General features: G+C 48.3%; 27 protein-coding genes. 10 read left to right on the forward strand and 17 right to left on the reverse strand.

Translation table 11 applies throughout. The annotated features are described in order from the left end of the window. The 3 genes from BUB37_RS12880 to BUB37_RS12890 form a co-directional block, all read right to left on the reverse strand. On the reverse strand, positions 1-1,272 hold the full coding sequence (locus BUB37_RS12880; RefSeq protein WP_072994228.1) for an amidohydrolase family protein: 1,272 nt from the start codon (positions 1,270-1,272) through the stop codon (positions 1-3). 40 nt (positions 1,273-1,312) lie between these two features. Further along, positions 1,313-4,276 (reverse strand): amidohydrolase family protein, encoded by a 2,964-nt coding sequence (locus BUB37_RS12885; protein WP_072994229.1) that lies wholly within the window; start codon positions 4,274-4,276, stop codon positions 1,313-1,315. 151 nt (positions 4,277-4,427) lie between these two features. After that, complete coding sequence (locus tag BUB37_RS12890; RefSeq protein WP_072994301.1) at positions 4,428-5,504, reverse strand: DUF3810 domain-containing protein; 1,077 nt, start codon at positions 5,502-5,504, stop codon at positions 4,428-4,430. 144 nt (positions 5,505-5,648) lie between these two features. On the opposite strand from BUB37_RS12890, the gene BUB37_RS12895 reads away from it, so the two are divergent. After that, a complete protein-coding gene (locus BUB37_RS12895; RefSeq protein ID WP_072994230.1) occupies positions 5,649-7,109 on the forward strand; it encodes an aminoacyl-histidine dipeptidase in 1,461 nt (486 codons plus the stop codon). A 43-nt stretch (positions 7,110-7,152) separates the two neighbouring features. On the opposite strand, the gene BUB37_RS12900 is transcribed toward BUB37_RS12895, so the two are convergent. The 4 genes from BUB37_RS12900 to BUB37_RS12915 form a co-directional block, all read right to left on the reverse strand. Next, positions 7,153-7,509, reverse strand: a complete 357-nt coding sequence (locus tag BUB37_RS12900; protein WP_072994231.1) for a DUF805 domain-containing protein — start codon at positions 7,507-7,509, stop codon at positions 7,153-7,155. 182 nt (positions 7,510-7,691) lie between these two features. After that, positions 7,692-8,813 (reverse strand): peptidylprolyl isomerase, encoded by a 1,122-nt coding sequence (locus BUB37_RS12905; RefSeq protein WP_072994232.1) that lies wholly within the window; start codon positions 8,811-8,813, stop codon positions 7,692-7,694. 42 nt (positions 8,814-8,855) lie between these two features. Next, a complete protein-coding gene (gene gldI / locus BUB37_RS12910; protein WP_072994233.1) occupies positions 8,856-9,407 on the reverse strand; it encodes a gliding motility-associated peptidyl-prolyl isomerase GldI in 552 nt (183 codons plus the stop codon). Beyond that, entirely contained in the window at positions 9,404-10,423 is a 1,020-nt protein-coding gene (locus BUB37_RS12915; RefSeq protein ID WP_072994302.1) for a DHH family phosphoesterase, read from the reverse strand. The genes gldI and BUB37_RS12915 overlap by 4 nt, the downstream gene beginning before the upstream one ends. A 75-nt stretch (positions 10,424-10,498) precedes the next feature. Between BUB37_RS12915 and BUB37_RS12920 the strand changes: the two genes are divergently transcribed. After that, a complete protein-coding gene (locus tag BUB37_RS12920) occupies positions 10,499-11,551 on the forward strand; it encodes an alkaline phosphatase D family protein (RefSeq protein WP_072994234.1) in 1,053 nt (350 codons plus the stop codon). 48 nt (positions 11,552-11,599) lie between these two features. Then, on the forward strand, positions 11,600-12,019 hold the full coding sequence (locus tag BUB37_RS12925; protein WP_072994235.1) for a nucleoside-diphosphate kinase: 420 nt from the start codon (positions 11,600-11,602) through the stop codon (positions 12,017-12,019). 61 nt (positions 12,020-12,080) lie between these two features. On the opposite strand, the gene BUB37_RS12930 is transcribed toward BUB37_RS12925, so the two are convergent. The 3 genes from BUB37_RS12930 to recF form a co-directional block, all read right to left on the reverse strand. Next, complete coding sequence (locus tag BUB37_RS12930; RefSeq protein WP_072994236.1) at positions 12,081-12,377, reverse strand: DciA family protein; 297 nt, start codon at positions 12,375-12,377, stop codon at positions 12,081-12,083. After that, complete coding sequence (locus tag BUB37_RS12935; protein WP_244526828.1) at positions 12,377-12,757, reverse strand: hypothetical protein; 381 nt, start codon at positions 12,755-12,757, stop codon at positions 12,377-12,379. The genes BUB37_RS12930 and BUB37_RS12935 overlap by 1 nt, the downstream gene beginning before the upstream one ends. A 129-nt stretch (positions 12,758-12,886) precedes the next feature. Next, positions 12,887-13,966 carry a DNA replication/repair protein RecF gene (gene recF, locus BUB37_RS12940; RefSeq protein ID WP_072994237.1) on the reverse strand — a complete coding sequence of 360 codons (1,080 nt, stop codon included), beginning with the start codon at positions 13,964-13,966 and terminating at the stop codon, positions 12,887-12,889. Between the two features lie 115 nt (positions 13,967-14,081). Between recF and BUB37_RS12945 the strand changes: the two genes are divergently transcribed. The 7 genes from BUB37_RS12945 to BUB37_RS12975 all read left to right on the forward strand — a co-directional run bounded on the left by BUB37_RS12945 (position 14,082) and on the right by BUB37_RS12975 (position 20,299). Beyond that, positions 14,082-14,849, forward strand: coding sequence for a tetratricopeptide repeat protein (locus BUB37_RS12945; protein WP_072994238.1), 768 nt, complete (start codon positions 14,082-14,084; stop codon positions 14,847-14,849). Further along, a complete protein-coding gene (ribH, locus tag BUB37_RS12950) occupies positions 14,849-15,331 on the forward strand; it encodes a 6,7-dimethyl-8-ribityllumazine synthase (protein ID WP_072994239.1) in 483 nt (160 codons plus the stop codon). The genes BUB37_RS12945 and ribH overlap by 1 nt, the downstream gene beginning before the upstream one ends. A 178-nt stretch (positions 15,332-15,509) precedes the next feature. Next, the gene (locus BUB37_RS12955) at positions 15,510-15,803 is read left to right on the forward strand and encodes a riboflavin synthase subunit beta (RefSeq protein ID WP_317616551.1); all 294 of its coding nucleotides are present in this window, start codon (positions 15,510-15,512) and stop codon (positions 15,801-15,803) included. Next, positions 15,803-17,656 (forward strand): DNA mismatch repair endonuclease MutL, encoded by a 1,854-nt coding sequence (gene mutL / locus BUB37_RS12960; protein ID WP_072994241.1) that lies wholly within the window; start codon positions 15,803-15,805, stop codon positions 17,654-17,656. Before BUB37_RS12955 ends, mutL begins: the two co-directional genes overlap by 1 nt. Then, positions 17,657-18,391, forward strand: coding sequence for a rhomboid family intramembrane serine protease (locus BUB37_RS12965; RefSeq protein ID WP_072994242.1), 735 nt, complete (start codon positions 17,657-17,659; stop codon positions 18,389-18,391). A gap of 4 nt (positions 18,392-18,395) precedes the next feature. Then, positions 18,396-19,265: a rhomboid family protein gene (locus tag BUB37_RS12970; RefSeq protein WP_072994243.1), complete on the forward strand. Its 870-nt coding sequence runs from the start codon at positions 18,396-18,398 to the stop codon at positions 19,263-19,265. Positions 19,266-19,273: 8 nt separating this feature from the next. Beyond that, entirely contained in the window at positions 19,274-20,299 is a 1,026-nt protein-coding gene (locus BUB37_RS12975; protein WP_072994244.1) for an endonuclease/exonuclease/phosphatase family protein, read from the forward strand. Here BUB37_RS12975 and BUB37_RS12980 read toward each other — a convergent pair. The 7 genes from BUB37_RS12980 to moaA form a co-directional block, all read right to left on the reverse strand. Beyond that, complete coding sequence (locus BUB37_RS12980) at positions 20,279-20,599, reverse strand: DUF6122 family protein (protein WP_072994245.1); 321 nt, start codon at positions 20,597-20,599, stop codon at positions 20,279-20,281. The two genes, BUB37_RS12975 and BUB37_RS12980, sit on opposite strands and share 21 nt — an antisense overlap. Continuing rightward, the gene (locus tag BUB37_RS12985; protein WP_072994246.1) at positions 20,599-21,222 is read right to left on the reverse strand and encodes a WbqC family protein; all 624 of its coding nucleotides are present in this window, start codon (positions 21,220-21,222) and stop codon (positions 20,599-20,601) included. Before BUB37_RS12985 ends, BUB37_RS12980 begins: the two co-directional genes overlap by 1 nt. 58 nt (positions 21,223-21,280) lie before the next feature. Then, the gene (locus BUB37_RS12990) at positions 21,281-22,057 is read right to left on the reverse strand and encodes a sulfite exporter TauE/SafE family protein (protein WP_072994247.1); all 777 of its coding nucleotides are present in this window, start codon (positions 22,055-22,057) and stop codon (positions 21,281-21,283) included. Further along, entirely contained in the window at positions 22,041-23,108 is a 1,068-nt protein-coding gene (locus BUB37_RS12995) for a HesA/MoeB/ThiF family protein (RefSeq protein ID WP_072994248.1), read from the reverse strand. The genes BUB37_RS12990 and BUB37_RS12995 overlap by 17 nt, the downstream gene beginning before the upstream one ends. Before the next feature lie 3 nt (positions 23,109-23,111). After that, the gene (locus BUB37_RS13000) at positions 23,112-23,708 is read right to left on the reverse strand and encodes an NTP transferase domain-containing protein (RefSeq protein WP_072994249.1); all 597 of its coding nucleotides are present in this window, start codon (positions 23,706-23,708) and stop codon (positions 23,112-23,114) included. Then, positions 23,692-24,162, reverse strand: a complete 471-nt coding sequence (gene moaC / locus BUB37_RS13005; RefSeq protein WP_072994250.1) for a cyclic pyranopterin monophosphate synthase MoaC — start codon at positions 24,160-24,162, stop codon at positions 23,692-23,694. The genes BUB37_RS13000 and moaC overlap by 17 nt, the downstream gene beginning before the upstream one ends. A 105-nt stretch (positions 24,163-24,267) precedes the next feature. Beyond that, the gene (moaA, locus tag BUB37_RS13010; RefSeq protein ID WP_072994251.1) at positions 24,268-25,251 is read right to left on the reverse strand and encodes a GTP 3',8-cyclase MoaA; all 984 of its coding nucleotides are present in this window, start codon (positions 25,249-25,251) and stop codon (positions 24,268-24,270) included. Between the last annotated feature and the right edge of the window lie 4 nt (positions 25,252-25,255).

A 25,255-nucleotide genomic window follows, 5' to 3' on the forward strand; every position in this document is an offset into this window, starting at 1 on the left:
CTACTTCCCTTCCATTTCCCCTTCGTACTTTTTTGAGTACCGCTTCCAGAGTTCGGTCTGGTGGGTATCGAGCGAGATTTCCCTTCCGTCGATAAAGGCATGGGTCAGCCTATTGCCCCGCATGTCCAAGGCATCGCCCTCTGAAATGAACAAGGTAGCGCTCTTGCCCTGCTCCAAGGTTCCATAATTATCGGCGATACCAAGTATTTGGGCCGTATTGCCCGAAATAAGCTGCAAGGCCTCTTCCCTGTTCAGGCCATGGGCCACCGTTTGACCGGCAAAAAAGGGAAGGTTGCGCGTTTGAAAATTGGAAGTTTCGGAGTTCTGCATCCCGACCAAGAGTCCGCCCTCCATCAAAAGCTTGGGCAACTTATAGGGCTGATCGTAGTCCTCATCGTCGTAAAAGGGTAATTTATGCGTGTGACGCACCAGTACGGGAATATCGTTGCCTTTGAGAAAATCGATCAGTTTATGGGCGCGATATCCACCGACCAAAACGACTTCCTTGGCCCCGAGCCCTTTGGTAATGCGAATACCGTCCAGTATTTCCTTCTCGCCATTGGCATATACATATAATTTTTTTGTCCCCTCGAAAACGCCTTGCATGGCCGCGAACACCGGGTTGACCTCTTGCGCCCTGACTTTACCATAGGCGGCCGCATCCTTAAAGAAGTCCTTTACCTCGCTTACCTGCTCGCCGTACTTCTTGTTGGGCTTGCCCCGTTGAAAACTTTCCGGCCAATGCAGATGGATCCCATCGTCTACCTTTACCGCCGCATCTTCCCAATTCCAGGCATCGAACTGCACAATGGAGGAGGTACCTGATATCCGGCCTCCCTTCGGGGTAATCTGTCCGAGCAAGACCCCATTGGGGCGCATGCTTTCCACCACCTTTGACTCGGCATTGTAGGCGATCAAACTCCGTATATGGGGGATCATCTCCCCCAGTTCGTCCTGGTCCTTCGTGGCCCGTACCGCATCGATCTCAACCAGGCCCAGTGAAGTACTCGGCGCAATAAGGCCCGGGTACACGTGCTTGCCCTGTGCCCTGATGGTCTTGCCCCTGCGGGCAATTTTCGTCATGGCACTGCCCACGAAGGTCAATTTACCGCCTTCGAACATGATCAGCGAATTCTCGATAAGCTCCCCGTTGCCCAAATGGGCCGTGGCACCTTCTATGGTAATCGCCTCCGTTTGGGGCGGCGCCGGGGTTTGTTGCCCCACGGCCATTAACGACAGGAACAGGGCTGAGATAAAAGCTTGTATTTTCATTGACATATCTGTTTTCTTCAATTGTTGTCTAATTCCATCCTTATTGTTCCATTGCCCCCGTATCGCAATGCATCAGTTCCTTCTTGTTTTGTTGGGGCGCTTGGGTCTTATGGCCACTTTCCTTGGCCGTTAGCATTTGGTCGATCAAAAGGTTCCTTTCCCTTTTCACCGCTTCCCGTAATTTTGCGTCCTTTTCCAAATCGAAGAAGACGGCCCCTTCTATCATGGTTATTTCGGCCTTGGCGTATACCGATAGCGGATTGTCGCTCCAAAGGACCAAATCGGCGTCCTTGCCTTCCTTAATACTACCGGTCCTATCATCCAAATGCAACAGTTTCGCCGGATTGATGGTTACCGTCTTCCAGGCTTCATGTTCCGTCATCCCCCCATATTTGACCGTTTTGGCGGCCTCTTGGTTCAACCGGCGTATCATTTCGCGGTCGTCGCTGTTGATGGCCACGGTAATCCCTTGGTCGTGCATAATGGCCGCATTGTAAGGTATGGCGTCGTTTACCTCGAACTTGTAGGCCCACCAATCGCTAAAGGTGCCAGCGCCGACCCCGTGTTGCCTCATTTTGTCGGCCACCTTGTAACCCTCCAGGATATGGGTAAAGGTATTGACCCTGAACCCGAATTTCTCGGCTACCTTCATCAACATATTGATCTCGCTCTGCACATAGCTATGACAGCTGATAAAACGTTCGCCATTTAATATTTCCACCAAGGTTTCCATTTCCTCATCGTGGCGGTAGGCCGCCCCACTTTTCTTTTTGGCCCCGTATTCCTTGGCCCGCTGAAAATAATCGATAAACACCTGCTCTACCCCCATTCGGGTCTGTGGGAAACGGCTGTAACTGCCCCAATTGCTCTGTTTGACATTTTCGCCCAAGGCGAACTTGATAAACTTAGGTGCATTTTCATAGACCATATTTTCAGGACTTTCGCCCCATTTGAGTTTGATGATGGCCGATTGCCCGCCAATGGGGTTGGCCGAACCGTGCAATAATTGTAGCGAGGTAACACCGCCGGCCAGGGCATGATAAATCCCCCTATCCTCATAATCCAACACATCGGTCATTTTAACTTCGGCCGAAGAATTATGGCCGGCCTCGTTAATGGCCAAGGCCGCTATATGACTGTGTTCGTCGATGATTCCCGCGGTTAAGTGCTTTCCTGTCGCATCAACGACCTTGGCAGCACCTGCCTTTATATCCTTTCCTATTTTTGCGATTTTCCCATTTTTCACCAGAACATCGGTGTTTTCAAGAATACCGGCATCCTCACTTGTCCATACGGTAGCATTCTTGAACAAAACCGTTTCCTGCCGGGGAATCGACGCGTACCCATAACCAACATTCGGATAGGTTATGGCGACCATATTTGGCCCTGTAGCCCCTTTTTCCTTTTTCTTTTTGTCGATTGTCCCCGTTTTAACGGCCTCAAATGTAGTTTCCTTTCCATCGGAAAGTACGGCCCGCCCTTTAAGCTTGTCATCGTCAGGGTCTACTAAGGCCGTTAAGCGGTAACTTGTATTCTCCTTGCCATCGACCAATGAGAGTACCAACCATTCGTTGCCGTAATTGAGCTTGGCCTTTAGCTTTACGGTATCGCGTTTTACCTCTGCCTTCGGGCTGGTAGGTTCGCCTTTAATGGACAGGGAGAAGTTTTGTCCGTCAACGACGAGCTTATATTCCCCATGAATATCTTTCAAAAACATATCGTTTACAATGTTTCTCTTTCCCTGAACCCAATTTTCATAGAGTATGGTCCCTTTTTCAAAAATATCGCCCGAGGTGATCAAAAAGTTGGCATAGCGGCCAGGCTGCAACGATCCTATCTCGTCCGATTTTCCCAAAATATCGGAAGGCACAGTGGTAAGTGCCTCCAATGCCTTTGTTTTTGGGAGTCCGTATTGAATGGCCTTTCTTATTTTGTCGTTGAATTCTTGGGGAGATTTTAAATCGTGTAACGTAAGGGAAAAGGGAACTCCGTGTTCAGCCAGTATTTTAGGGTTGGCCGGGGCTTGGTTCCAGTGCCGCATATCCTCCAATGACACATAGGCGGCGGCATAGGGGTCGGAAACATCATAGGCTTCGGGAAAGTTCAGGGGCAAGATCAATTTGGCGTTGGTCGCCTTGATATCGGCCACCCGCTCGTACTCATCCCCTCCACCCAATATGGCGTACTGAATTCCGAACTTGTCGCCAATACCATCGGCCCTTAGCACGTTGCCCTTATCTTCGGCGGCGAAAATCTGAACGAGGTCCTTATTTCGGTTCAAAGCCTCCAAAGAACGGTCTTTGGTGTCTACGTGGCCTTTGGCGTACCAATCGGCGTCGTAATACATTTGTCGCAAAAGGGCCATGGCCCCCATCAACGAGGTAGGGTACGACTGCCTTTTGGCCACACTTCTCTTAAATGAAAAATACTGCGCCGAGCGGTCGTCGAGTATGCGCACGGCATCGTTATCTTCCCTGTTCAGGGCCACCAAGACCCCCGTACCCCGGGCAATACCGTCCTGAATGTGGGTATTGACCACGCCAAACCCTACCTTTCTTAGGCTTTTGGCAACAGAATCGTCGTACGTAAACTTGTCGATTGCATCATTTTCAGGCATGATATGATCGTTCCAATAAAACCCTTCCCGGGAAGGTCCGTACTCCGCCGAACGTCCCTTGGCCGAGAACTTTTTCGGTTTGGCCACGCCAAAACTGGAGAATACATCGATAAAGGAAGGATAGATCCATTTACCTGAAACATCAACGACGACGGTGTTTTTAGGCAAGGTTACCGACTTGCCCGCCTGAACCACTTTTCCTTCGCGGATCAACAAGGTTCCCTTGTCGACCACCTGCACGGGGGTCACGTAGATCTTGGCATTGACAAAGGCCATGTAATTGTTGTTTTTGGCCTTGACCTGGTCGTTTACGGGAAAATAATCCTGGGCGGACATTTGGGCGCAGCCCAAGAAAAAAAGCAATAAATAAACCTGTAGTCTGTTCATATCTGGGTTGGCTTGAAAAAACGTTCTAAAAATAGATAAAGGATGTTATAAAAAGAAATAATAGGGCAAGCCGATGGCCTTTTTCCATACCTTTTAAAAGAGCATCGGATTTTCTGGGAAAATGGAATAAAAAGACCACTTTACCGGTCACCTAGCCAGTTGAGAGGGGATGCTTCTCGTGATAGCCCACCATAAGCTCCACAATTTTACTGTAGCTCTTGATACCGTCTTTCTGTTGGTTGGCCTTCAAGAAGGTATTGAATACCGATTTGAACACGGGCTCGAACGGATTGGCATACTTCGCATTAAATTCGCTAAGTTCTTGGTAATTGGCCCTAACCCCCCCATTGACACGGCCGAGCAGATCGTCGAACTTTGCCTTGTCGCTTCGCCGAACGGCGCTCAGGCAATGGCTAAGGGCATAGGCCGCGGCCGAATATCGAAAATAGATGTCGTCGCTTTTCATGGTGACCAAGTAACCGATGAAATTGGTCTCGTTTTCTTTGGAGTATCCCACCTGATGCCCCACTTCATGTGCACTTACCACCGGAAAACGAAAGACCGGCGTCAGGGCATTTACCTGGGCCTCGTTGGTAAAGGGGTTAAGATAGCCCCCTATTCCCAAATAACTGGAAAGGGTACTGTACATCGATTTTTTAAGGCTGGGACGATTATAGGCCAAAAAAGGGAATTGATCCGACAAGCGATCGTATTCGGCAATGGTCTTTTCAAAGATTTCAGTCCGGTCGTAAGGCACTTCAACCCTTAGGGTGCTATCGCCGGTTATTTGTTCTTGAAGGGCATTGACCTGTACGACCAAACGCTCCGACAGATCGATGACCTCGGCGGTGGTAATGCTATCCCTTATGCCAAAATTATCGGCTAGGGGCTCCCGATAATAATTGAGTCCCCAAACCAAATTAAAGGTAAAGTAAAACACCGACAACACGACGAACACATTTCTAACAAACTCCAAGGGGCGAGCCTTGATGCGCTTTCGGTTTTTGACCATATACCTTAGGGCCAATACCAAGAGCAGGGTATAAATAATTTCCCCGACGGAAAACGGCACCCATCCCCAAAGAAACCTAAAAAAACGGCTAATGACGGGGTAAATGCCCTTGCTGTAGTAGTTTTCGACCACCTCAGGATGGCTCCCAAGCCATACGACGAGAAGAACTTGGGGCACCAAGGCCAAGGCTATGGCATTTTTTAATGTATTGTTCAACTTCTGAAACACTTTGATCGTATTGAAAACGGCCGAAAAGCCCCAACTGTTCGGGGGGACAATATTTTATTTAGACTTCAAAATTAACCAAATATCCGCCATAGCAATTTTCGAGTGCTTATTTTTGCGGTAAAATTTCAGCATATGAACGAAGCAATACGAGAATTGGAGCCGACACGGGTATGGAACAAGTTCGCCGATCTGAACGCCGTACCCCGGCCCTCGAAGAAAGAGGGAAGGGTGATCCAGTTTATGATGGATTTTGGCCAATCGCTCCATTTGGAAACCCTAAGGGACGATGTGGGAAACGTTATCATACGAAAACCGGCATCCAAAGGTTTTGAGGACAGGAAAACGGTTACCCTTCAGTCGCATTTGGACATGGTGCACCAAAAAAACAACGACACCGATTTCGATTTTGACACCCAAGGCATCGAAATGTTCGTGGAAGACGGCTGGGTAAAGGCCAAGGGTACCACGCTCGGGGCCGACAACGGTCTAGGTGTTGCCGCCATCATGGCCCTATTGGAAAGTACGGATATCGAACACCCGCCCATCGAAGCCCTCTTTACCATCGATGAGGAAACGGGAATGACCGGTGCCATGGGACTTAAAGGCGGTGTACTTCAAGGGGAAATTTTATTGAACCTCGATACCGAGGAAGACGACGAACTCGACATAGGCTGTGCCGGGGGCATCGATATTACCGCCACGCGAACATACAATACCAAGCCCGTACCGAGGGCGACCATGGCCTACCAAATAACGGTCAACGGCCTACAGGGCGGGCATAGCGGTATCGATATCCACCGGGGCCTGGGCAATGCGAATAAAATAATGAACCGCATTCTATACAACGGGTCGACCCGGTTTATGATGCGTATTTCGGAAATTGAGGGCGGCGGTCTCCGCAACGCCATCCCCAGGGAAAGTGTCGCCAAGATTGTTCTTTTAAAAAAACAATCGGATGAATTTGAGGCGGCCCTCCAAGAATGGACGGCTACGATAAAAGAAGAGCTCAAGCACCAAGAACCGGGCCTTAACATCGCCATCGAAGAGATAAAATTGCCAAAAACGGTAATGGGTCTTGGGGCCCAAGAGCGTTTGTTGAAGGGAATCTATACGGCGCATAACGGGGTCTATGCCATGAGCGCGGCTATTCCCGACCTGGTAGAGACCTCCAACAACATAGCCCGCGTTCGCGTCAAGGATGGGGAAATCGAGGTGGCCTGCCTTACGCGATCATCGGTCGATTCGGCCAAAATGGACCTTGCCCATGCCCTGAAATCGGCGTTTGAACTGGCGCGATGCGACGTGAGTTTTAGCGGCTCCTACCCTGGGTGGTCGCCCAACCCCAATTCGTCGATACTCAAGGTGGCCGAAAAAAAATACGAACAGATGTTCGATGAAAAACCGAAAGTCGTGGCCTGCCACGCCGGTCTGGAGTGCGGTATCCTGGGGCAGAACTATCCGGATATCGACATGATCAGTTTTGGCCCTACCATACTGGGCGCCCATTCACCGGATGAACGGGCAAGCGTTTCATCGGTGCAAAAATTCTGGAAATTCCTTTTGGAAATTTTAAGGGATACCCCGAAAGCATAAAAAAAAGGGCCGATTTATCGGCCCTTCTCTTTTAGAGGTTGGACTATACCTTTTGCATAGCCGATTCTTTTTCCCCTTTGGGATCGGGCCCGTATTGGTTATCGGTATGCTCCCCTTCCGTACAGGCCAAAACCAGGTTATAGATCGGGACGATAATGTACCAGCCGCTTTTTCCCACATCGTGCATTCGGCGAACTCCTACGGCGATTCCCGGAATCAATACGCCCAAGGAATACAATACATACACCATAACCAAGGCAGGGGTTTCCGTAACCGCCGACAAGATCAGCAAGCCGTACGAAATCAAGATATTGAACAAAAAGAACATCCAATACTCCTTCCGTCTTGCCCTTCCTGAGAAATTTGCATAATTCTGCAATGCTTTTAAGTACCAATTCATAAAAATAAGATTTAGGGTTATAAATTCAAGAACGCTATTTATGGGTGCGTATTATTTATTTTAGACGAACTGCACTTTTGGGGTGTTCCTTAAAGCGTCCCTTCTTTCATTCAACGAGGGCAAGGCATAAAAAAAGACCCGTCTGCGACGGGTCTTTTTGTTAACTGTAATCGGGGCAACTACTACTCCCCTTCGACTATTCCGGTGATTTCAAGGTCGAACACCAAATCGGCATTGGGGGGTATCGGCCCGGTACCTTGTGGACCGTATCCGAGGTGTGACGGAATAAAAATTCGTTTTTTATCACCTACCTTCATGTTCAGAAGTCCCTCTTTAAAGCCGGCGATAAGGCCTGCATCGGGACTATAGGTCATTGGAATCGGTTCATAACCGCCTCCGAGTTTTCTGCGCTCATCGTATTTATTGTACTTGCTTGCCACCTCTTCGTAGTTGCTGTCGAACAAGGAGCCATCTTCCAAATACCCGGCATAACGGACCAAAACGCGTTGGCCGACCTTGGGCTTGGGGCCCTCGCCTTCCTTTAAGGTTTTCATTTTCAGACCGGAAGGAAGTTCCTCGGCCTCTTCCTTTTCTGCGGATAGCACCTTGACGAAATCGCCCTTCATCTTCTCAAAAGCCGCAATTTTAGCCTCTTCCTCGGCAAAATAGTCGGACATAACCTGGACGGCATCGAATTTTTTGGCCTCTTTTCCATTTCTTACTATCTCTACCCTGTTCATTACCACATCGGTGACGGGGCGGTCTTTTGCACCTGGATCTTGTGAGGTCTCTACATTGGCTATCGAATCTACCACATCCAAACCTTCAACCACCTCTCCAAAAACCGCATGTCTGCCGTTCAAGAAAGGAGTGGCCTTATGGGTAATGAAAAATTGGCTTCCGTTCGTGGCCGGTCCGGAATTGGCCATGGACAAAATGCCCTTTTTGTCGTGGACCAAGGAATCGTGTATTTCGTCCTTGAACTTATAGCCCGGATTGCCCCTTCCCGTACCGGTGGGATCCCCTCCTTGGATCATGAAATCCTTGATCACCCTATGAAAGATGACCCCATCGTAGTACCGTTTGCCTTTTAGACTATCGGTGACAAAGGGGTTTTCGCCTTCGGCCAACGAAACAAAGTTCGCTACCGTAACCGGGGTTTTTTCGTATTCGAGTTTTACGATGATATCCCCCTTGGTGGTCTGTATATCGGCGAAAAGTCCGTCCCCCAATTCCGAATATTGACTTTTACAACCCGCCAAAACCGTTCCCAGGCCCAATAAGGCCAAATATATTTTCTTCATTCGTTCAGTATTTGATTAATTTTTATTTGCATCCGCAACAAGTTACTCCGTCACGTCTTCATTTCTTTCGATTTCCAATAAGGTCAACCTTGCCTTCAATGGAACGTTGATTCCTATTTTATTATTATCCCCGTGATAACCATACGCGAGCGAGGAGGGAAACAAAAAAACGGCAGTTTCACCTTCTTTGAGTAGCTTAACGCTATTTCTCAAGCCTGGAAAAAGTTCCTGTTTGTCAACCTTGTACTTTACGATTCCTATTTCTTCACCTGAGTAAATGGTATCGTTGTCAAAGCTCATTAGTTCATAGGTCATGGTCACCAGATCATCGGGCCGAGGGGTATAGACCGCTTCATCGTTCTTTGTTTCGTAGTAATACCAAGAGCCGCTTGAGCTATGTACATATTCGTGCAGGGTATCGTTGTCGATAATTCGCTGTATGGCTTTTTCTTCCTGTTCGAGGAGCTCTTTGTTCCGCTCGATCGATTCCTTAAAGAAACTTCCGGTCTTTACCTCGACCGGTCGGCGCGGTTCGGCCTCGCCACAACTTGCAAATAAGGTTAAAACAAGACTGACAAAAATTAAGGATCTCATGGCTTTAATAGTTCTTGGTAGTTTGGAAGCAAAGACTCAAAGCGGGCGACCGTTTCGGTCAGGGACAAGGAACTTCTCCCCCCGGCGGCATTATTGTGCCCTCCTCCTTCAAAATGCTTCCTCGCGAATTCGTTGACCGAAAAATCACCTATGGAACGGAAGGATATCTTGATGATGCCCTCTTCATGGTTCTCGATAAAAATAACGGCAAACCTAATACCCTCGAGGGTAAGTCCGTAATTCACAAAACCTTCGGTGTCGCCCTTTTGAAAATCGTGGGCATCGAGTTCTTCCTGGCTCAAGGTAATATAGGCCGTGCTGTATTTTTCAAGGATGACCATATTCTTCAGGGCACAGCCCAAAAGATGCAATCTTGCCGGGGTATTCGTATCGTAGACCCGATGGTGTATTTCGGTGTTTTCGGCCCCCTTATCGATAAGATCGGCCACTACCCTGTGCGTTCTGCCGGTCGTAGACCTGAATTTGAACGAACCCGTATCGGTCATTATACCCGTGTAGAGGCAGTTGGCAATTTCCGTTGTGATCCCGTCGGTACCACCGTCAACGGCCTCAATAAAATTATAGACCATTTCGCAGGTAGAACTCATGTTTACATCGGAATACATGATATCGGCATATTCGGAAGGCGCTTGATGGTGATCGATCATGACGAAGGGAACGTTTGCCTCTTCGAGGATTTTCTCCATCTGCCCTATGCGCCCCAAATGGTTAAAATCCAATGTAAATATCAATGTCGCCCCATTTATTTTAGACCTGGCCTGGGCATTTTCCCTTTCGAAATTGAGAATGTCCCCGGACCCCGGCATCCATTTTAAAAATTTAGGATAATCGTTCGGCACCACAACCACGGCATCCTGCCCCATCTTTTTTAGATAATGCCAAAGTCCGAGGGTGGATCCAATGGCATCGCCGTCGGGATTTTTATGTGGAACTATCACTATTTTCTGCGGCTTGGCAAGCAACTTCCTTACCGCGACGATTGTCTCAAAATTCATGGCCCCAAAGATACAATTTAATACCATAGTGGTTAAAGGCAATTCTTTATTTTTGCCGAGACATTATTTGATAACATGACACTTCGTTTTACATTTTTATTCGGCCTAGTGGCTTTTTTATTGGGCTGCAAGGGCCATAGCGATTTACGTCCGACCGCCCCGACACCCATAAATGCTATCGCTTTCAACTCGGATTTCAACCTTGCCTTCGGCTCCTGCAACAAACAGGACGAACCCAATCATTTATGGGACGATATCATCGACACCCGGCCCGATGTATGGGTCTGGGGAGGCGACAATATCTATGCCGATACCGACAACATGAAAAGACTCCGCAAGATGTACGACAAGCAAAAACAGGTCGAGGGTTATGCCCAACTGGTGGCCAGCACCCCTGTTATCGGCACTTGGGACGACCACGACTACGGGCGCAATGACGGGGGTACGGAATTCGCCGCAAAAAAGGAAAGCCAGCGGGAATTTTTGGATTTTATGGGGGTTCCTGAAGATAGTCCCCGCAGACAACAAGAAGGTGTCTATGCCACGCACCTTTTCAGCACCCCGAAGGGCCGCATTAAGGTCATCGTATTGGATACCCGGTATTTTAGAACTGCCCTTACCCCCGACACCGAGACCGAAAAACGCAACAGGCCCAATACGTATGGTGAGGGAACGGTTCTGGGCGAAGCCCAATGGAATTGGTTCGAAAAGGAATTGAATGGCTCCGATGCCGACTTTAACCTTATCGTAAGCAGCATTCAGGTACTCTCCGGGGAACATGGTTTCGAGACCTGGGGCAACTTCCCCCATGAGGTCGACCGATTCAAGGCCCTGGTGGCCGGTTCGAAGGCCAAGGGCGTCATCGTCTTGTCGGGCGACCGCCATATCTCCGAATTTTCAAGGACGAAGATCGAGGGAATGGACTACCCCTTGGTGGATTTTACCAGTAGCGGCCTGACCCATTCTTACGACAAATACAGTGGAGAACCCAATAGATACAGGGTGGGCAAGGTTGTCTCGACCAAGAGTTTCGGCCTCTTGCAGTTCAATTTTACCGAACGAAAGGTCTTGATGCAGATTTTGGGCGATGGCCGTAAGGTTCTGGGCCAATTAGAACAGGGCTATTAAAAGTTGCCCGTTGGGGAATAAAGTTTATTTTTGCACAAAATTTTCGAGATGACTACAAACAGAACGTTTACAATGATTAAGCCGGATGCCGTTGAAAACGGCCATATTGGGGCTATTCTAGAAAAAATAACCTCTGCAGGCTTTAAGATTGTCGCCATGAAATACACCCAGCTGAGCAAAAGGGACGCCGAGGAATTTTATGCCATTCACAAAGAGCGTCCGTTTTTTGGCGAATTGGTCGAATTTATGACCCGCGGGCCCATTGTTGCCGCCATTCTTGAAAAAGACAATGCGGTAGAGGATTTTAGGGCTTTGATAGGTGCCACCAACCCGGCCGAGGCCGCTGAGGGAACAATAAGGAAAATGTTCGCGACCGATATCGCCGAAAATGCGATACACGGTTCTGACAGCGATGAAAATGCGGCCATTGAAGGGGCCTTTCATTTCTCAGGTCGCGAGATTTACTAAAAACGCACCAAAGAACACTTTTAAAAGACCTTTGCCATGTACTTGTCGTGGCAAAGGTCTTTTATCTTAAGACCAGTTTTTTTACCAACTCCTTGCCCAGATCTTCATTGAGCATGGTAATGATCTTGGATTTTCCCAGGGCCAATTCCTCCCGAAGAACCGAAGAGGAAAGGCCTACGAAAAGCGTATCGCCCCTTAGCTCGACGGTATTGGTGTAGTTGTTTACCCCATTGCCCATCAGCTTTCGCCATGCCTCCCGTACATCGACCTTGTCCATACCATGCTGTAGGCGATTCTCCCTTATAAACTCGCTCAAGGCCTCGCCCATACTGAGATTTTCGTTTCTTCGCTTCGCCATTACTGTTTAATTGAAATCGGTTGAAATCGTTTGTAATCGTAACGTATGCCCTCTTCGTTGGTTACCGAAAAGGCATTCTGTTCGAGCCTCTCCAATCTTTCCGACCACTCACTGAGCTCACTTTTGTAGTTGATCCAAAGGGCCCCTCCCTCTTCTTTGATGGTAAAGGCCTCGGCATCGTCCGAGGTCCGGTAGGTACCCGTTAGGTTGGGCTGCATCTTTTTTCGATAGCCCTTCAGGTCTTCCAACATGATAAAGTCAACACTGGTATTGACCGTGTATTCCTTGGTATTGCCGTCGGGGAAGGTAACTTTGGCAATTTCCCAATACCCGTTCAAATGATCCAGGTCTTCTTTGGAAACGGAGCGGGAACACCCCATGCAAAAAATCATTATACCTAAAAATAGTATTAGCCGCCTACGCATTTTGATAGTGTTTTTTGTCTTGGAATCGATTGTGGCTACAAAAGTACTTTTCTTATACCATACCACCCATCATCCGACCTAAAATTACAACTTAAAAAACTTGTACGATTGATGAATTTGCCGCACCACCTCCTCGGTACGGTCGGCATGGGTATCGCTAATGAATATCTGTCCGAAATTATCGTTGTTGACCAAGGCCACAATGTGCGATACACGGTGCTCGTCGAGCTTGTCGAAAATATCGTCGAGCAATAAAAGGGGCGTAGACCTTGACTGTTCCTTTATAAACTGGAACTGGGCAAACTTGAGCGCAATGAGAAAGGATTTTTGCTGCCCTTGGCTTCCGAATTTCTTAATGGGGTGCCCCTCGATCCCGAAACTAAGGTCGTCTTTATGAATACCTACCGAGGTATACTGCAGGGCCCGATCCTTATCGATATGGGACTCCAACAAGACCGAGAGCCTTTCGTCCAACAGCTTGCTCTCATAAGTCAGGGACACCTCCTCGTTATTACCGGTGATCGCCTTGTGCTGCTCTTGAAAAATCGGGACAAAAGCCTCCAAAAACGCAAGTCTTTTTTCGAAAATACCACTGCCGTAGGTCTCAAGCTGATCGTTGTACACCGCAAGCGTCGTGGAATCGAAGGTTCTGTTGACCGCAAAATATTTCAACAAAGAATTGCGCTGGGCCAACACTTTGTTGTACCTCATCAAATCTTGCAGGTACTTTTTGTCGGATTGGGAAATGACCCCATCGATAAATTTTCTCCGCGTATCGCTACCCTCCATGATCAAATCGCGGTCGGATGGCGATATCATGACCAAGGGCAAGAGTCCTATATGGTCCGACAACCGGTCATAGGCCTTGCCATTGCGCTTAATCATTTTTTTGGTGCCCCGTTTAAGGCTACAGACCACCTTCTCTTCCCTGCCCCCCTTTTGAAACTCCCCGTCGATCACAAAGAAATCTTCCCCATGCCTTATGTTCTGCGTAGAGACCGAATTGAAATACCCCTTCCCGAAAGAAAGGTGGTAAACGGCATCGAGCACATTGGTCTTTCCGATACCGTTGGGTCCGACGAAGCAATTGATCTTGTCGTCGAACTCAAAGTCTTGCGAATCGAAATTCTTGTAATTTATAAGGGATAATTTTTTTAAAATCATATAGGGTATCGCCTATTAATCTGCTTTTGGTAATGAAAACATCAAAAATAACGAATAAATACCCTTCTCGTTTTCGATAAAAACTTTATTTTTGCGCGACCTATAAAAAAACAAGATGGCTACATATAAAAAGCGCGGTTTTAAACCAAAGAACAAAGTAGAAGAACAAGAGTTCCAAGAGCAGGAAAGCGCAACGGCCGAGGTATTTAGCACCTTGGACGAAGGCGCGTCAAAGACCGAAGAGTGGGTAGCATCGAACCAAAACTACATCTTGGGCTTCATTGGGGTAATCGCCATTGGGGTTTTAGGGTACCTGGCATACGTTCAGTTTGTCGAAAAGCCCAAAGAGGCCAGCGCAACGAACGAAATGTACTATCCCCAACAGTATTTTGACCAGGCGATCAATAGTACGACGGCCAAGGACTCGTTGTACAATTTGGCCCTGAACGGAGCCGAAGGCAAATACGGTTTTCTTGATATCATCGACGAATATAGCGGCACCAAGGCGGCCAACCTGGCCAATTACTCGGCAGGAATGGCCTATTTGAACATGCAGAAGTACAAGGAGGCCATTGCCCATCTCGAAAATTTCAAATCGGACGACGACATACTTGGAGCCTTGGCCAAAGGAGGCCTTGGAGATGCCTTTATGCAGTTAAACCAACCGGAGCAGGCTTTGGAATACTACGAAAAGGCCCTAAAACATAGCGACAACAGTTTTACTGCGCCTAAGTTTCTTTACAAGGCCGGGGTAACGGCCTTGGAATTGGGAGAAAAGGACAAAGCCCTAAAATACTTTCAGCGCATTAAAAACGAGTACGCCTCTTCCGAAGAAGCCCGTACCATCGATGCATTTATCGGTATGGCCAAAAGCGCTAACTAATGGCGACAGCTAACAAAAACTTATCGGTTTACGACAAAGCCGCCCTTCCGGATGCCAAAGATCTACGCTTTGGCATCGTTGTTTCCGAATGGAACGACGAAATAACCGAAGGCCTGTATTCAGGGGCCATGGAAGCCTTGTTGGATTGTGGCGCCCTGGAGAGCAATATCATACGTTGGAACGTCCCCGGAAGCTTTGAACTGACATTCGGCTGCAAAAAGCTGGCCGCCGAAACCAAGGTCGATGCCATTATCGCCATAGGCAGTGTTATACAAGGCGAAACCAAACACTTTGATTTTGTGTGCAGTGCCACCGCCCAAGGCATCAAAGACCTGAACGTCTTGTTGGACGTACCCGTTATCTTCTGCGTACTTACCGACAATACCATGGAGCAGGCCCGGGAAAGAAGTGGCGGAAAACACGGCAACAAAGGAACCGAAGCCGCCATCGCCGCCATAAAAATGGCTACCCTAGGACGGTAAGGCAGGTGCGAACGCCCCGGCCCCGATCATTTGCAATGCCCCCCTGTTTTAAAAATAGATGGTCCAAACACCTGAAACGGCCATGCCCGTAGGTTGGGACGAATTTCCATTTTAACAAATTTTGGCCTTGTCGATAGGGTGTATTTTTCGATTTTAAGTACCTTTGAAGTTAATGGGAATGCTCAGTAAATTCACGAGGTTAAGAAGAAACAAGAAATTCGAATACTCCCCGCGTTACTTTGACGATAAGGGCAAGGGCAATCCGTTTAAAATCGAGCCAAAATTCGATAAATATCGCAGCACTTTAGAAACGCCCCGAGGTCTTAAAGGAAAGTTCAGTAACGCCATGGCCGATATGCGACGCAAAGGCGATAGGAACCTAAAGATACGCATGATCGTCATTATTGCCATTTTGGTGTTGATCGTCTTGTTCATTCTTGATTTTGACCTCACTATATTCTTTCCGAAATAATGGCGGATATCATAAAACTTTTACCGGACCACGTTGCCAACCAAATCGCGGCGGGTGAAGTGGTACAGCGCCCGGCCTCTGTAGTCAAAGAGTTACTGGAAAATGCCTTGGATGCCGGTGCCACCCAAATAAAGCTTATAATCAAGGATGGCGGCAAAGCCTTGATCCAGGTGGTCGACAACGGCATAGGCATGAGTGCCACCGATGCCCGCCTGAGTTTTGAAAGGCACGCCACCTCCAAAATACAAAAGGCCGAAGACCTTTTCAACCTCAGCACCAAGGGGTTTAGGGGCGAGGCCCTGGCTTCGATCGCGGCCATTGCCCATGTAGAAATGCAGACCAAGCCCGAAGCCGACGAAGTGGGCACCCACCTGAAAATCGAAGGCAGTGAGGTCGTATACCAAGAAGTGGCCGTTACCCCCAAGGGTACTTCGATCGCCGTAAAAAATTTGTTTTTCAACATTCCGGCGCGACGCAATTTTCTAAAATCGAACCAAGTCGAGCTGCGCCATATAACCGATGAATTTCACCGGGTGGCCCTGGCCCACCCCAGTGTGGCCTTTCACTTTTACAACAACGGCAGCGAGCTGTTCAACCTTCCCGCCGACAATTACCGTAAGAGGATCGTGCACGTCTTCGGTTCACGGACCAACGAAAAATTGGTGCCCGTCGAAGAAGAGACGCCCATTGTAAAGATCAAGGGGTTTATTACCAAGCCCGAATTTGCCAAAAAAAGCCGGGGAGAACAGTTTTTCTTCGTCAACGACCGCTTTATAAAGAGTCCCTACTTGCACCATGCTGTGGTAGCGGCCTTTGAAGGCTTGATAAAGCCCGATGCCTTTCCGGGTTATTTTTTGTACTTACAGGTCGATCCGGGGTCGATAGATATTAACATCCACCCGACGAAAACCGAGGTCAAGTTCGACGACGAGCATACACTTTACGCCATCCTACGCTCGACAATAAAACACAGTTTAGGGCAGTTTAACGTGGCCCCCGCCCTCGATTTCGATCACGACCCCAACCTACAGACCCCATACGAGTTTAAGAATAAATCGGCCGTACAGCCCCATATTACCGTAGATGCCGGTTTTAACCCCTTTCAGGAAAGCCAGAACACACGGCAACAGTCGGCTCCCATGCCCAAAAAGCAGCCCAGTAAGAGTTGGGAGGGACTTTACATTGGGATGGAATCAAAAATGGGGAACAGCGATCCGACGAACAGTATTAGTTTTGAATCGGAAACCATAACCGGTTCCATCTTTGATGGGGAAAATGAAGTAAACGAAGTATCGGCCACTACCTTTCAGATACGCAGAAAATATATCGTAACAACGATCAAGTCGGGTATGGTGATCATAGACCAAAGTAGGGCGCACCAACGTATTCTTTATGAAAAATTCTTAAAGAACAGTACGGTAAAGGAGGCGGTAAGCCAACAACTTTTGTTTCCTTTACACCTGAACTTCTCCCGGGCGGAAATCAACACCTTAAGGGAGATAGAGGACATACTGGTCTCTATCGGCTTTATTTTTGAGGAAATTAAGGACGAATCGATTACGATTACCGGAGTGCCCCTCTTAGTGGCGGAAAGCGAGGTCAGTATGATCTTGGACCAATTGATATCCGATTACCAACAGGAGGTCAACGGGGAAAGTTTTTCGCAGACCGATATATTGTCGAAGACCTTGGCCAAAACCTTGGCCGTAAAGACGGGAGAGGTACTTGACAGCAAATCGCAGTTGGCCCTGGTAAACGATTTGTTCGCCTGCACCGACGCCACGGTGAGTCCGTTCAACAAACCCGTGTACATAACTATTACAGAAAACGACATCGATAAAAAATTCATTTAAATGGGAAGACTGACGGAAGCTGTAAAGCACCTACTTATAATCAATATACTGTTCTTCGTAGCCACGCAGCTCTACGGCGACCAGATGTACCTTTGGTTTTCCCTCTGGTACCCCGAAAACCCCAATTTTCAATGGTGGCAGATCCTCTCGCATATGTTCATGCACGGCAGTTTTATGCACATACTTTTTAACATGTATGCGCTGTATGCCTTTGGTACGCCGCTCGAACGCATGTGGGGCCGCAACAAGTTTTTGTTCTTTTACTTCTCGGCAGGTATAGGGGCGGCATTGTTGCATACGGGTGTCAACTATTACCTGTTCGACAAGGGCCTACAGGCCTTGGTCGACAGTGGTGTCAACGGTGACCAGGTATTGGAAATCCTTGCCGGGGGGCAGTACAGTCCGTCTTGGGAAGACCTGGTAGGCGCCGATACCGTTTCCAGCTTTCTAAGCGCGTACAACGTACCGGCCGTAGGGGCATCGGGTGCCATTTACGGTATCTTGGTAGCCTTTGCCTTTACCTATTCCGAGGCCGAATTGATGCTCATATTTTTACCCATCCCCATAAAGGCAAAATACTTTGTACCCCTTTTGATCTTAGGCGACCTGTTCTTCGGATTCACGGGAACCGCAACGGGGGTAGCCCATTTCGCCCATATTGGCGGGGCCCTTTTCGGGTTCTTGATGATGTGGTACTGGAAGAAGAATCAGTTTAACAATAATCGCTGGAATTAATACTATGTCGAACGGAGGATTGAGATATCAATATGCCAGGTTGAGCGTTTCGGAGAAGCTCATCGTCATCAATGTGCTGGTCTTTATAATCATGGGGCTGATTACCGCCTTGATAAGTCCCGCCTTTGAAAATTGGTTTGCCCTTCCCAAGGACTTTTTCGATTTTCTGATGCAGCCTTGGTCCTTGATCACCTATTCCTTTTTACACGCCGGCCTCCTTCATATCCTATGGAACATGTACATCTTGTACGTGGCCGGTCGTATCGTTTTAAACCTTTTCGACGGGCGACGATTCCTGAATATTTATTTTTTGGGGGTCATCTTGGGCGGACTCTTATTTCTCTTAAGCTATAATGTGTTTCCGGCCTTGATGGGCACCAACACTTCGTTGATCGGGGCTTCGGCCGGGGTTATGGCCGTTCTGATATTTGTCTGCACCTATATCCCCAACCACGAGGTAAGGCTTATTTTCTTCAACGTCAAACTTTGGCAAATCGGGGTCTTTGTGGTGTTGATGGACTTGGTACAAATTCCCATGAGCGATAATGTGGGCGGCCATATAGCCCATTTGGGAGGGGCCCTTTTAGGTTATATGTACGCAAGGCAGTTGTACAAGGGAACCGATATCGGTGAAGGGTTTGCCAAAATAATCGATGGCCTGGCCAATCTGTTCAGCAAGAGGGAAAGAAAATCACCCCTAAAAACGGTATATAAGAACAAAAGCGCCCCATCTGCCCACAGAAGTGCCACTTACGACAAAAAGAGCCAACAAAAAAAGATCGATGCGATTTTGGATAAAATTAGCCAATCGGGTTACGAAAGTTTATCAAAGGCTGAAAAGGACTTTCTGTTCAAGGCCGGTAAGGAAGATTGAATACGCCGATGAAGAGACTTTCACTTCTCAATAAACTGATTTTCGCACTAAACCTATTGGTCGTCTTTTTCCTATTGATCGCCTGCGCCATACCCTACCTCAGGGCCGATTTCTTCTCGTTTCTTTCGTTTCTAAGCCTATCGGTACCCTTTCTGGCCATAATCAACTTCCTTTTCTTTCTATATTGGCTGCTCCTTGGAAAACGACAGCTAGTGCCCTCGCTAATCGTTCTGTTGCTAGGTTATTTCATCTTCGACACCTTTGTCAAGATCGATCTGGGCGGAAACGAACAGGATGAAGGCGACCTTAAGGTCATGACCTATAATGTTCGTGGATTCAATGTATGGCATCATCAGGATATCCCGAATACCATGGAAAAAATAAAGGCCCTTATACGAAAGGAAGACCCCGACGTTCTTTGCTTTCAAGAAGTCGGTTACGATATGGATCCCCATTTTATGGATTACCCCTATCATTACCTCAAAAAAATACATACGGGCCATAAGGTACACTTGGGCCTTTTTTCAAAGTACCCCATTATCAACGCCGAGACCATCCACTTTCCCAATAGCATCAACAATGGCTCCTATGCCGATATAGTGGTCAGGGAAGACACCATTCGGGTATATAATGTTCACATGCAGTCACTCGGCGTTACCCCCGGCTCCGGAAATGTAAGGTCCAAACCCGTCGATTTTTTATACAACAAACTGAACCGCCGTTTTAAGAACCAACTTCAACAGGCCAAAATGGTCGAGGCGAATATGGCCGGCTCCCCCTACCCGAAGATATTGTGCGGCGATTTCAACAATACCCAATTTTCATCGACCTACCACATACTCAAGGGCGATATGGCCGACACCTTTATCGAAAAAGGGAAGGGTTTGGGGCGAACCTATGATCTGTTCGGCGTGCCCTTTCGAATCGACTTTATCTTTGCCGACCAGAGCCTAGAGATCAAGTCGCACAAGAACTTCGATGAGAAACTTTCCGACCACTTTCCGGTAACGGCGTCATTTTCCCTGAAGCATTAAATAGCAATCGGTACTATCGGCCAAGATGTGTATCAGAAGGGCCAGACCGTACAGCCTCGTTTTCCTGAAAACGAACAAGAGGGCGTAGACCACCATGGCCCCGTAGCTATGCAGTGGATGAAAACCTATGCTGCAGCGATCGGGATCGAAAACCGGAACGGCCAGCAAATGGTCGATATCAATTACTATTCCGGCCAAAAGCACCAGAATCACCACGAAACGGTCCTTCTTAAAAAAAATCAGGCCAACGGCTATGGGCACTAGAAAATGGATGCCATAGTGCACCATGAACCTCAACATCACTTTTCGGTATTTAACTGCCTCAGGTAAGCCAAGGCGTTCGTCCCCTCGTTGAACAAGAGGTCGAGTATACTCGTATTTTCTATAAAACCATGCCGTTCACCAAAAACCTGGGTATAGGCCGGTTGATCCATTTCGAATGTGCGTTTGGCATTAACCAATTCACGTAAGTCTACCACTCCTTCAGGCTTCAACTCAAAGCCCGTGGTCTTTTCGGTCGGCATATCGACTTGAAGGCATTCGCACACCGTTTCAATGGTCTTCAAATTAAAGTCGAGAAGGTGGGAGAACCTCTTTTCAAAAAGCGGGGCCATATCGTCTTCGTAATACTCAAAAAACGGAGAGGTTCGGTAGGCGGTCTGCAAGGTGCGCCAATGCTGCCTTTGCCAAGAATATGAATTCTCGAGCACGACCTCTTTGTACTTTTGTCTCCCTTGGTCTCCTCCCACATGTTGGATCGGGATACTCAACATATGCCTGCCCTGATCGGTACAGATATAGCAACGGTTGCGATACGTCTGCTTTTGGTAATTATCCTCGACCTCCCAGACAATGTCTTTCTGGACGATGTTGGCAAAAGTTATAATGTTGGGGAAATACCCCGGATGAAGCAATGTTTTCAATTCAAAATTATTTTTACGGGGATGTTTTACGGGCCTTGACCCTCCCCCAACTTAAAGATCAAAACAATTCGGGAGCATACTTGACGAGGATGCGTATCCCCACCACAAACACCAACAAGGCGGTTACCCTTTTTATGCCCTTGGGCGTAAGCCTTTTCAAACTGAGCCTGATGCCCAATTGCCCCCCTATCAACACGGAAACCACCAAGGCCATGGTCTCTTTCCACGGCAAATTTAACATATCTCCCTTAACTAGGCCCGCCAATCCGGAAATCGAATTCACCAAAATAAAAAAACTGGCCAAGGCCGCAATCTTTATCGATTTGTCCCATTTTAAATGGTTGAGTACGGGCGCCAGAAAAATACCCCCTCCAATGCCCACAAGGCCCGATAGCAAGCCGATACTCCCTCCCAGCAGATAACTCATGTACTTCGGGTATACCTTTGGCCGCTCCCCTACATTTCCATCCGAAAAGGTCTGCCAGGCCAAAAAAATGGCCGAAACCACCAAAGACGACCCCAACAACACAAAAAAAACATGTTCCTTCAATCGAAACGAGGCCCCAATAAAGGCCAAGGGAATACTGGTCAGCACAAAGGGGACAAAGTCTTTTAGTTTGGCGTGCCCCTTCTTAAAATACAAATAGGTACTTCCCGACACGACTACCAGGTTGCATATCAAGGCTATGGACCGAATGGCAAAAAAGCCCGTCAAGAAAAGGGTCAACAAAGCCAGGTAGCTCGAACCACCGCCGAATCCGACCGATGAATAAAGCGTGGCGACCACAAAGAAACCCAGACAAAGCAAGACGAGGTTCTCAACACTTAAGAGCATGGGCGGGTATTTGGTTCATTCCTCCAGTAATGTCGATCAGGCGTGCATTTGGATTGGACATTTGCATTTTACGGATCGCCTTTTTGCTGCGGATGCCGGATTGGCAAATGCAATACACCTCACTGCCAAAATCAATTTCCCCCAACCGCGTCTCCAACTCGGCCAAGGGTATGTTCTTTGCCAGGGGCAAATGATTTCTTTTAAATTCCTTTTCGGTACGTACATCTATGAGCTGCAACCGCTGCCGTTCCACCAGTTTTAGGAAATCGAGGGGAGCAATACCGCTGATGTCGGCAGCACAGGCCAGTTCATAACTATCCTTAAGGCGGGTGATCCCGAAATTTTGACGTTGTGCCCTGAACCTTATTTTCCGAAAGGTATTCGTAAGCCCATTGAACAACAACAGGGTACCGGCCAAGACCTCCCCTACCCCGGTGAGGGCCTTTACCGCTTCCAAGGCCTGTAAATTGCCGATAATTCCCGGTAAGATACCCAAAACGCCATGCTCGTTGCAATTGGGCACCTCATCGCTTTTGGGCATATTCGGAAAAAGACAGCGGTACGTAGGCCCATTGTTGTAGTTAAAGACGCTGACCTGCCCTTCGAATCCGTGCAAGGCCCCATATACAAAAGGCTTCCCCTGAATAACACAGGCATCGTTGACAAGGTATCTTGTAGAAAAATTATCGGATGCATCGACTACCAGGTCATAGGGGTCGATAAGCTCCATCGCATTTTCCTTGGTAAGGAACACGGGGTGCTCCACTATGGTCGTGGCGGAGTTTTGTTCCCGTAGTTTCCGGGCCAGGACACCAACTTTCGGTTTTTCGACATCCCCTTCTGAAAACAATACCTGGCGGTGCAGGTTCGATACCGAGACACGGTCTTGGTCGACAATGCCCAAGGTGCCGACCCCCATGGCATTGAGGTACATAAGTATCGGTATGCCCAAACCGCCGGCGCCGACCACCAATACCTTGGCGGACATCAATTTTTCCTGTGCTTCACGTCCGAAATCGGACAATTGTATTTGACGCTGATACCTTTCCATACCCTATTTCACGGCCAATTTGTCCATGGCTTCCTTATAATCTTCCTCCGAATTGGCGTTCAGCAGCACATTGGCGTTCTTTGGAAAGACCAGTTTTACCTCATTGTTGATCAAAAACTTCCTGGGGCAGGTGCCGTTTCCGGCCTCCAAATAAGCTATCGAGGCCTTCAGGGCCCTGGGCTCCCATATGGCACATAGGGGCTCGGGAAGCGGATTTTCCCTCTGGGCGAATGTCGTGGCCATTGCCTCGGGATCCCGTTCACGGACCAGCTCCTCCAGCGACCGTAGGTCCAACAAGGGCAGATCACAGGCCAACACCAACCATGCCGCATCGGGGTGTTCCTTATGGGCCGACAAGAGGCCGTTGAACGGCCCCCTAAATTCGTTTTTATCGACAATACGTTCAACACCGTCGGGCAGATCCCCGACCTGGTCGCCACGAACGCCCATAAAGGTTTGCTCACAAACCTGGTCGAGAAGATCATAGAGATGATCCCGCTGGGGTCGACCATGATAGGCGATCAAGCCCTTGTCTTTTCCCATACGCGTGCTTTTGCCGCCTGCAAGCACCAATCCGTACAATTTAGGACCTATAATCATTTTTACCTCCTGTTTTTTCCTTTAATCGTATATCCCCGATATGTATTTCGTGCGAAAGCGCCTTGCACATATCGTAGATCGTCAATGCACTTACCGACACCCCGGTCAAGGCCTCCATCTCCACCCCGGTACGCTCGTTGCATTTTACCGTGCAGCTAATTTCAAGGCTACTTTCGCCGGGGACAATCTCGATATGCACTTTCGACAAATTGATCTGGTGGCATAGGGGAATCAGCTCCGAGGTCTTCTTCACCGCTTGGATGCCTGCTATTACGGCCGTTTGTATAATGCTTCCCTTCTTGCCCAAAAAATCCTGCCCGGCCAAGGTTTCGAACACGGCGGGCGGAAAATGTACCCGGCCCATGGCCACGGCCGTTCGGGCGGTAACCTTTTTTTCCGATACATCTACCATGTTTGCATTCCCTGAGTCGTCTAGATGCGATAGCTTGCCCATAGTCTCTTATGAAATCTGTTTGCTGTTTTGTCTTAATCGGGATTATACCCCCACTTGGTTTTTCTTTAACGTTTCGCGGGAAACGGCCAGAATTACGCACAAGGCCTACCCACCGATCGATGTCATTGAACTATCGAACACCCCTTTATGCCTTTGTTGTGCCTCAAAGCCCGTTTTGGCCCTGTTGCCAATGGCCTTGCATATCTGTTCCTTGACCTCTTCCCCGGAATGGTCGCTTCTCAGCAAATCGCGGATATTCATACTCGGCTTGGCGTACAAACAGGTAATGACATCTCCCGTGGCCGAGATCCGAAGCCTGTTGCACGAACCACAAAAGGTTCGGCTAAACGAAGGTATCACCCCAAAGGTTCCCTTGAATCCGGGAATTTTATAATTCATCGAGGTAGAGGTCTTCGGCGATTCAAGTTCGCGGTAATCGGGGTGGGCTTCCTTGATATGGGCCAGAATGCGCTTATAGTCCCAAACAATGGACTGAAATTTTTTACTCCCGCCGTTAAAGGGCATTTCTTCCAAAAAACGGACCGAGACGTTGTAGTGCTTGGTCAGTTCGAGCATGGGCAGGATGTCTTCGGTATTCTGTTTATCGAGGGCTATAAAATTGATGCGTACGTTAAACCCTTCGGTAATCAAGCGCACCATATTGTTGTATACCGTATCGTATTGGTCGCGGCGCGTAATACGCTCGAAGGTTTCCCTGTTGATGGCATCCATACTGACATTGATGTTCTTGACCCCGAGTTCCTTTAGTTCATCGATGTACGGGCCTATCAAGGTGGCATTGGTGGTTACGGAGATATCCTTGAGCCCCTTCAGGCCCGACAGCCTCCTAAAAAGTACCATCAGGTCTTTGCGAACAAAAGGTTCGCCCCCTGTAATGCGTATTTTATCGACCCCTTGCGACACCAGCATCTCGCTCAACCGCCCCAATTCGTCGATTGTAAAAAGCTTGTCGTTCTTGGCAAAATCGATTCCTTCCGCCGGCATGCAATAATTGCACCGAAGGTTGCACCGATCGGTAACGGCCAATCGCACGTAGTTGATCTTTCTGTTGTGGTTGTCTACCAGCATTGTT

Origin of the sequence: Pseudozobellia thermophila, from assembly GCF_900141855.1 — a bacterium.
Lineage (GTDB): Bacteria > Bacteroidota > Bacteroidia > Flavobacteriales > Flavobacteriaceae > Pseudozobellia > Pseudozobellia thermophila.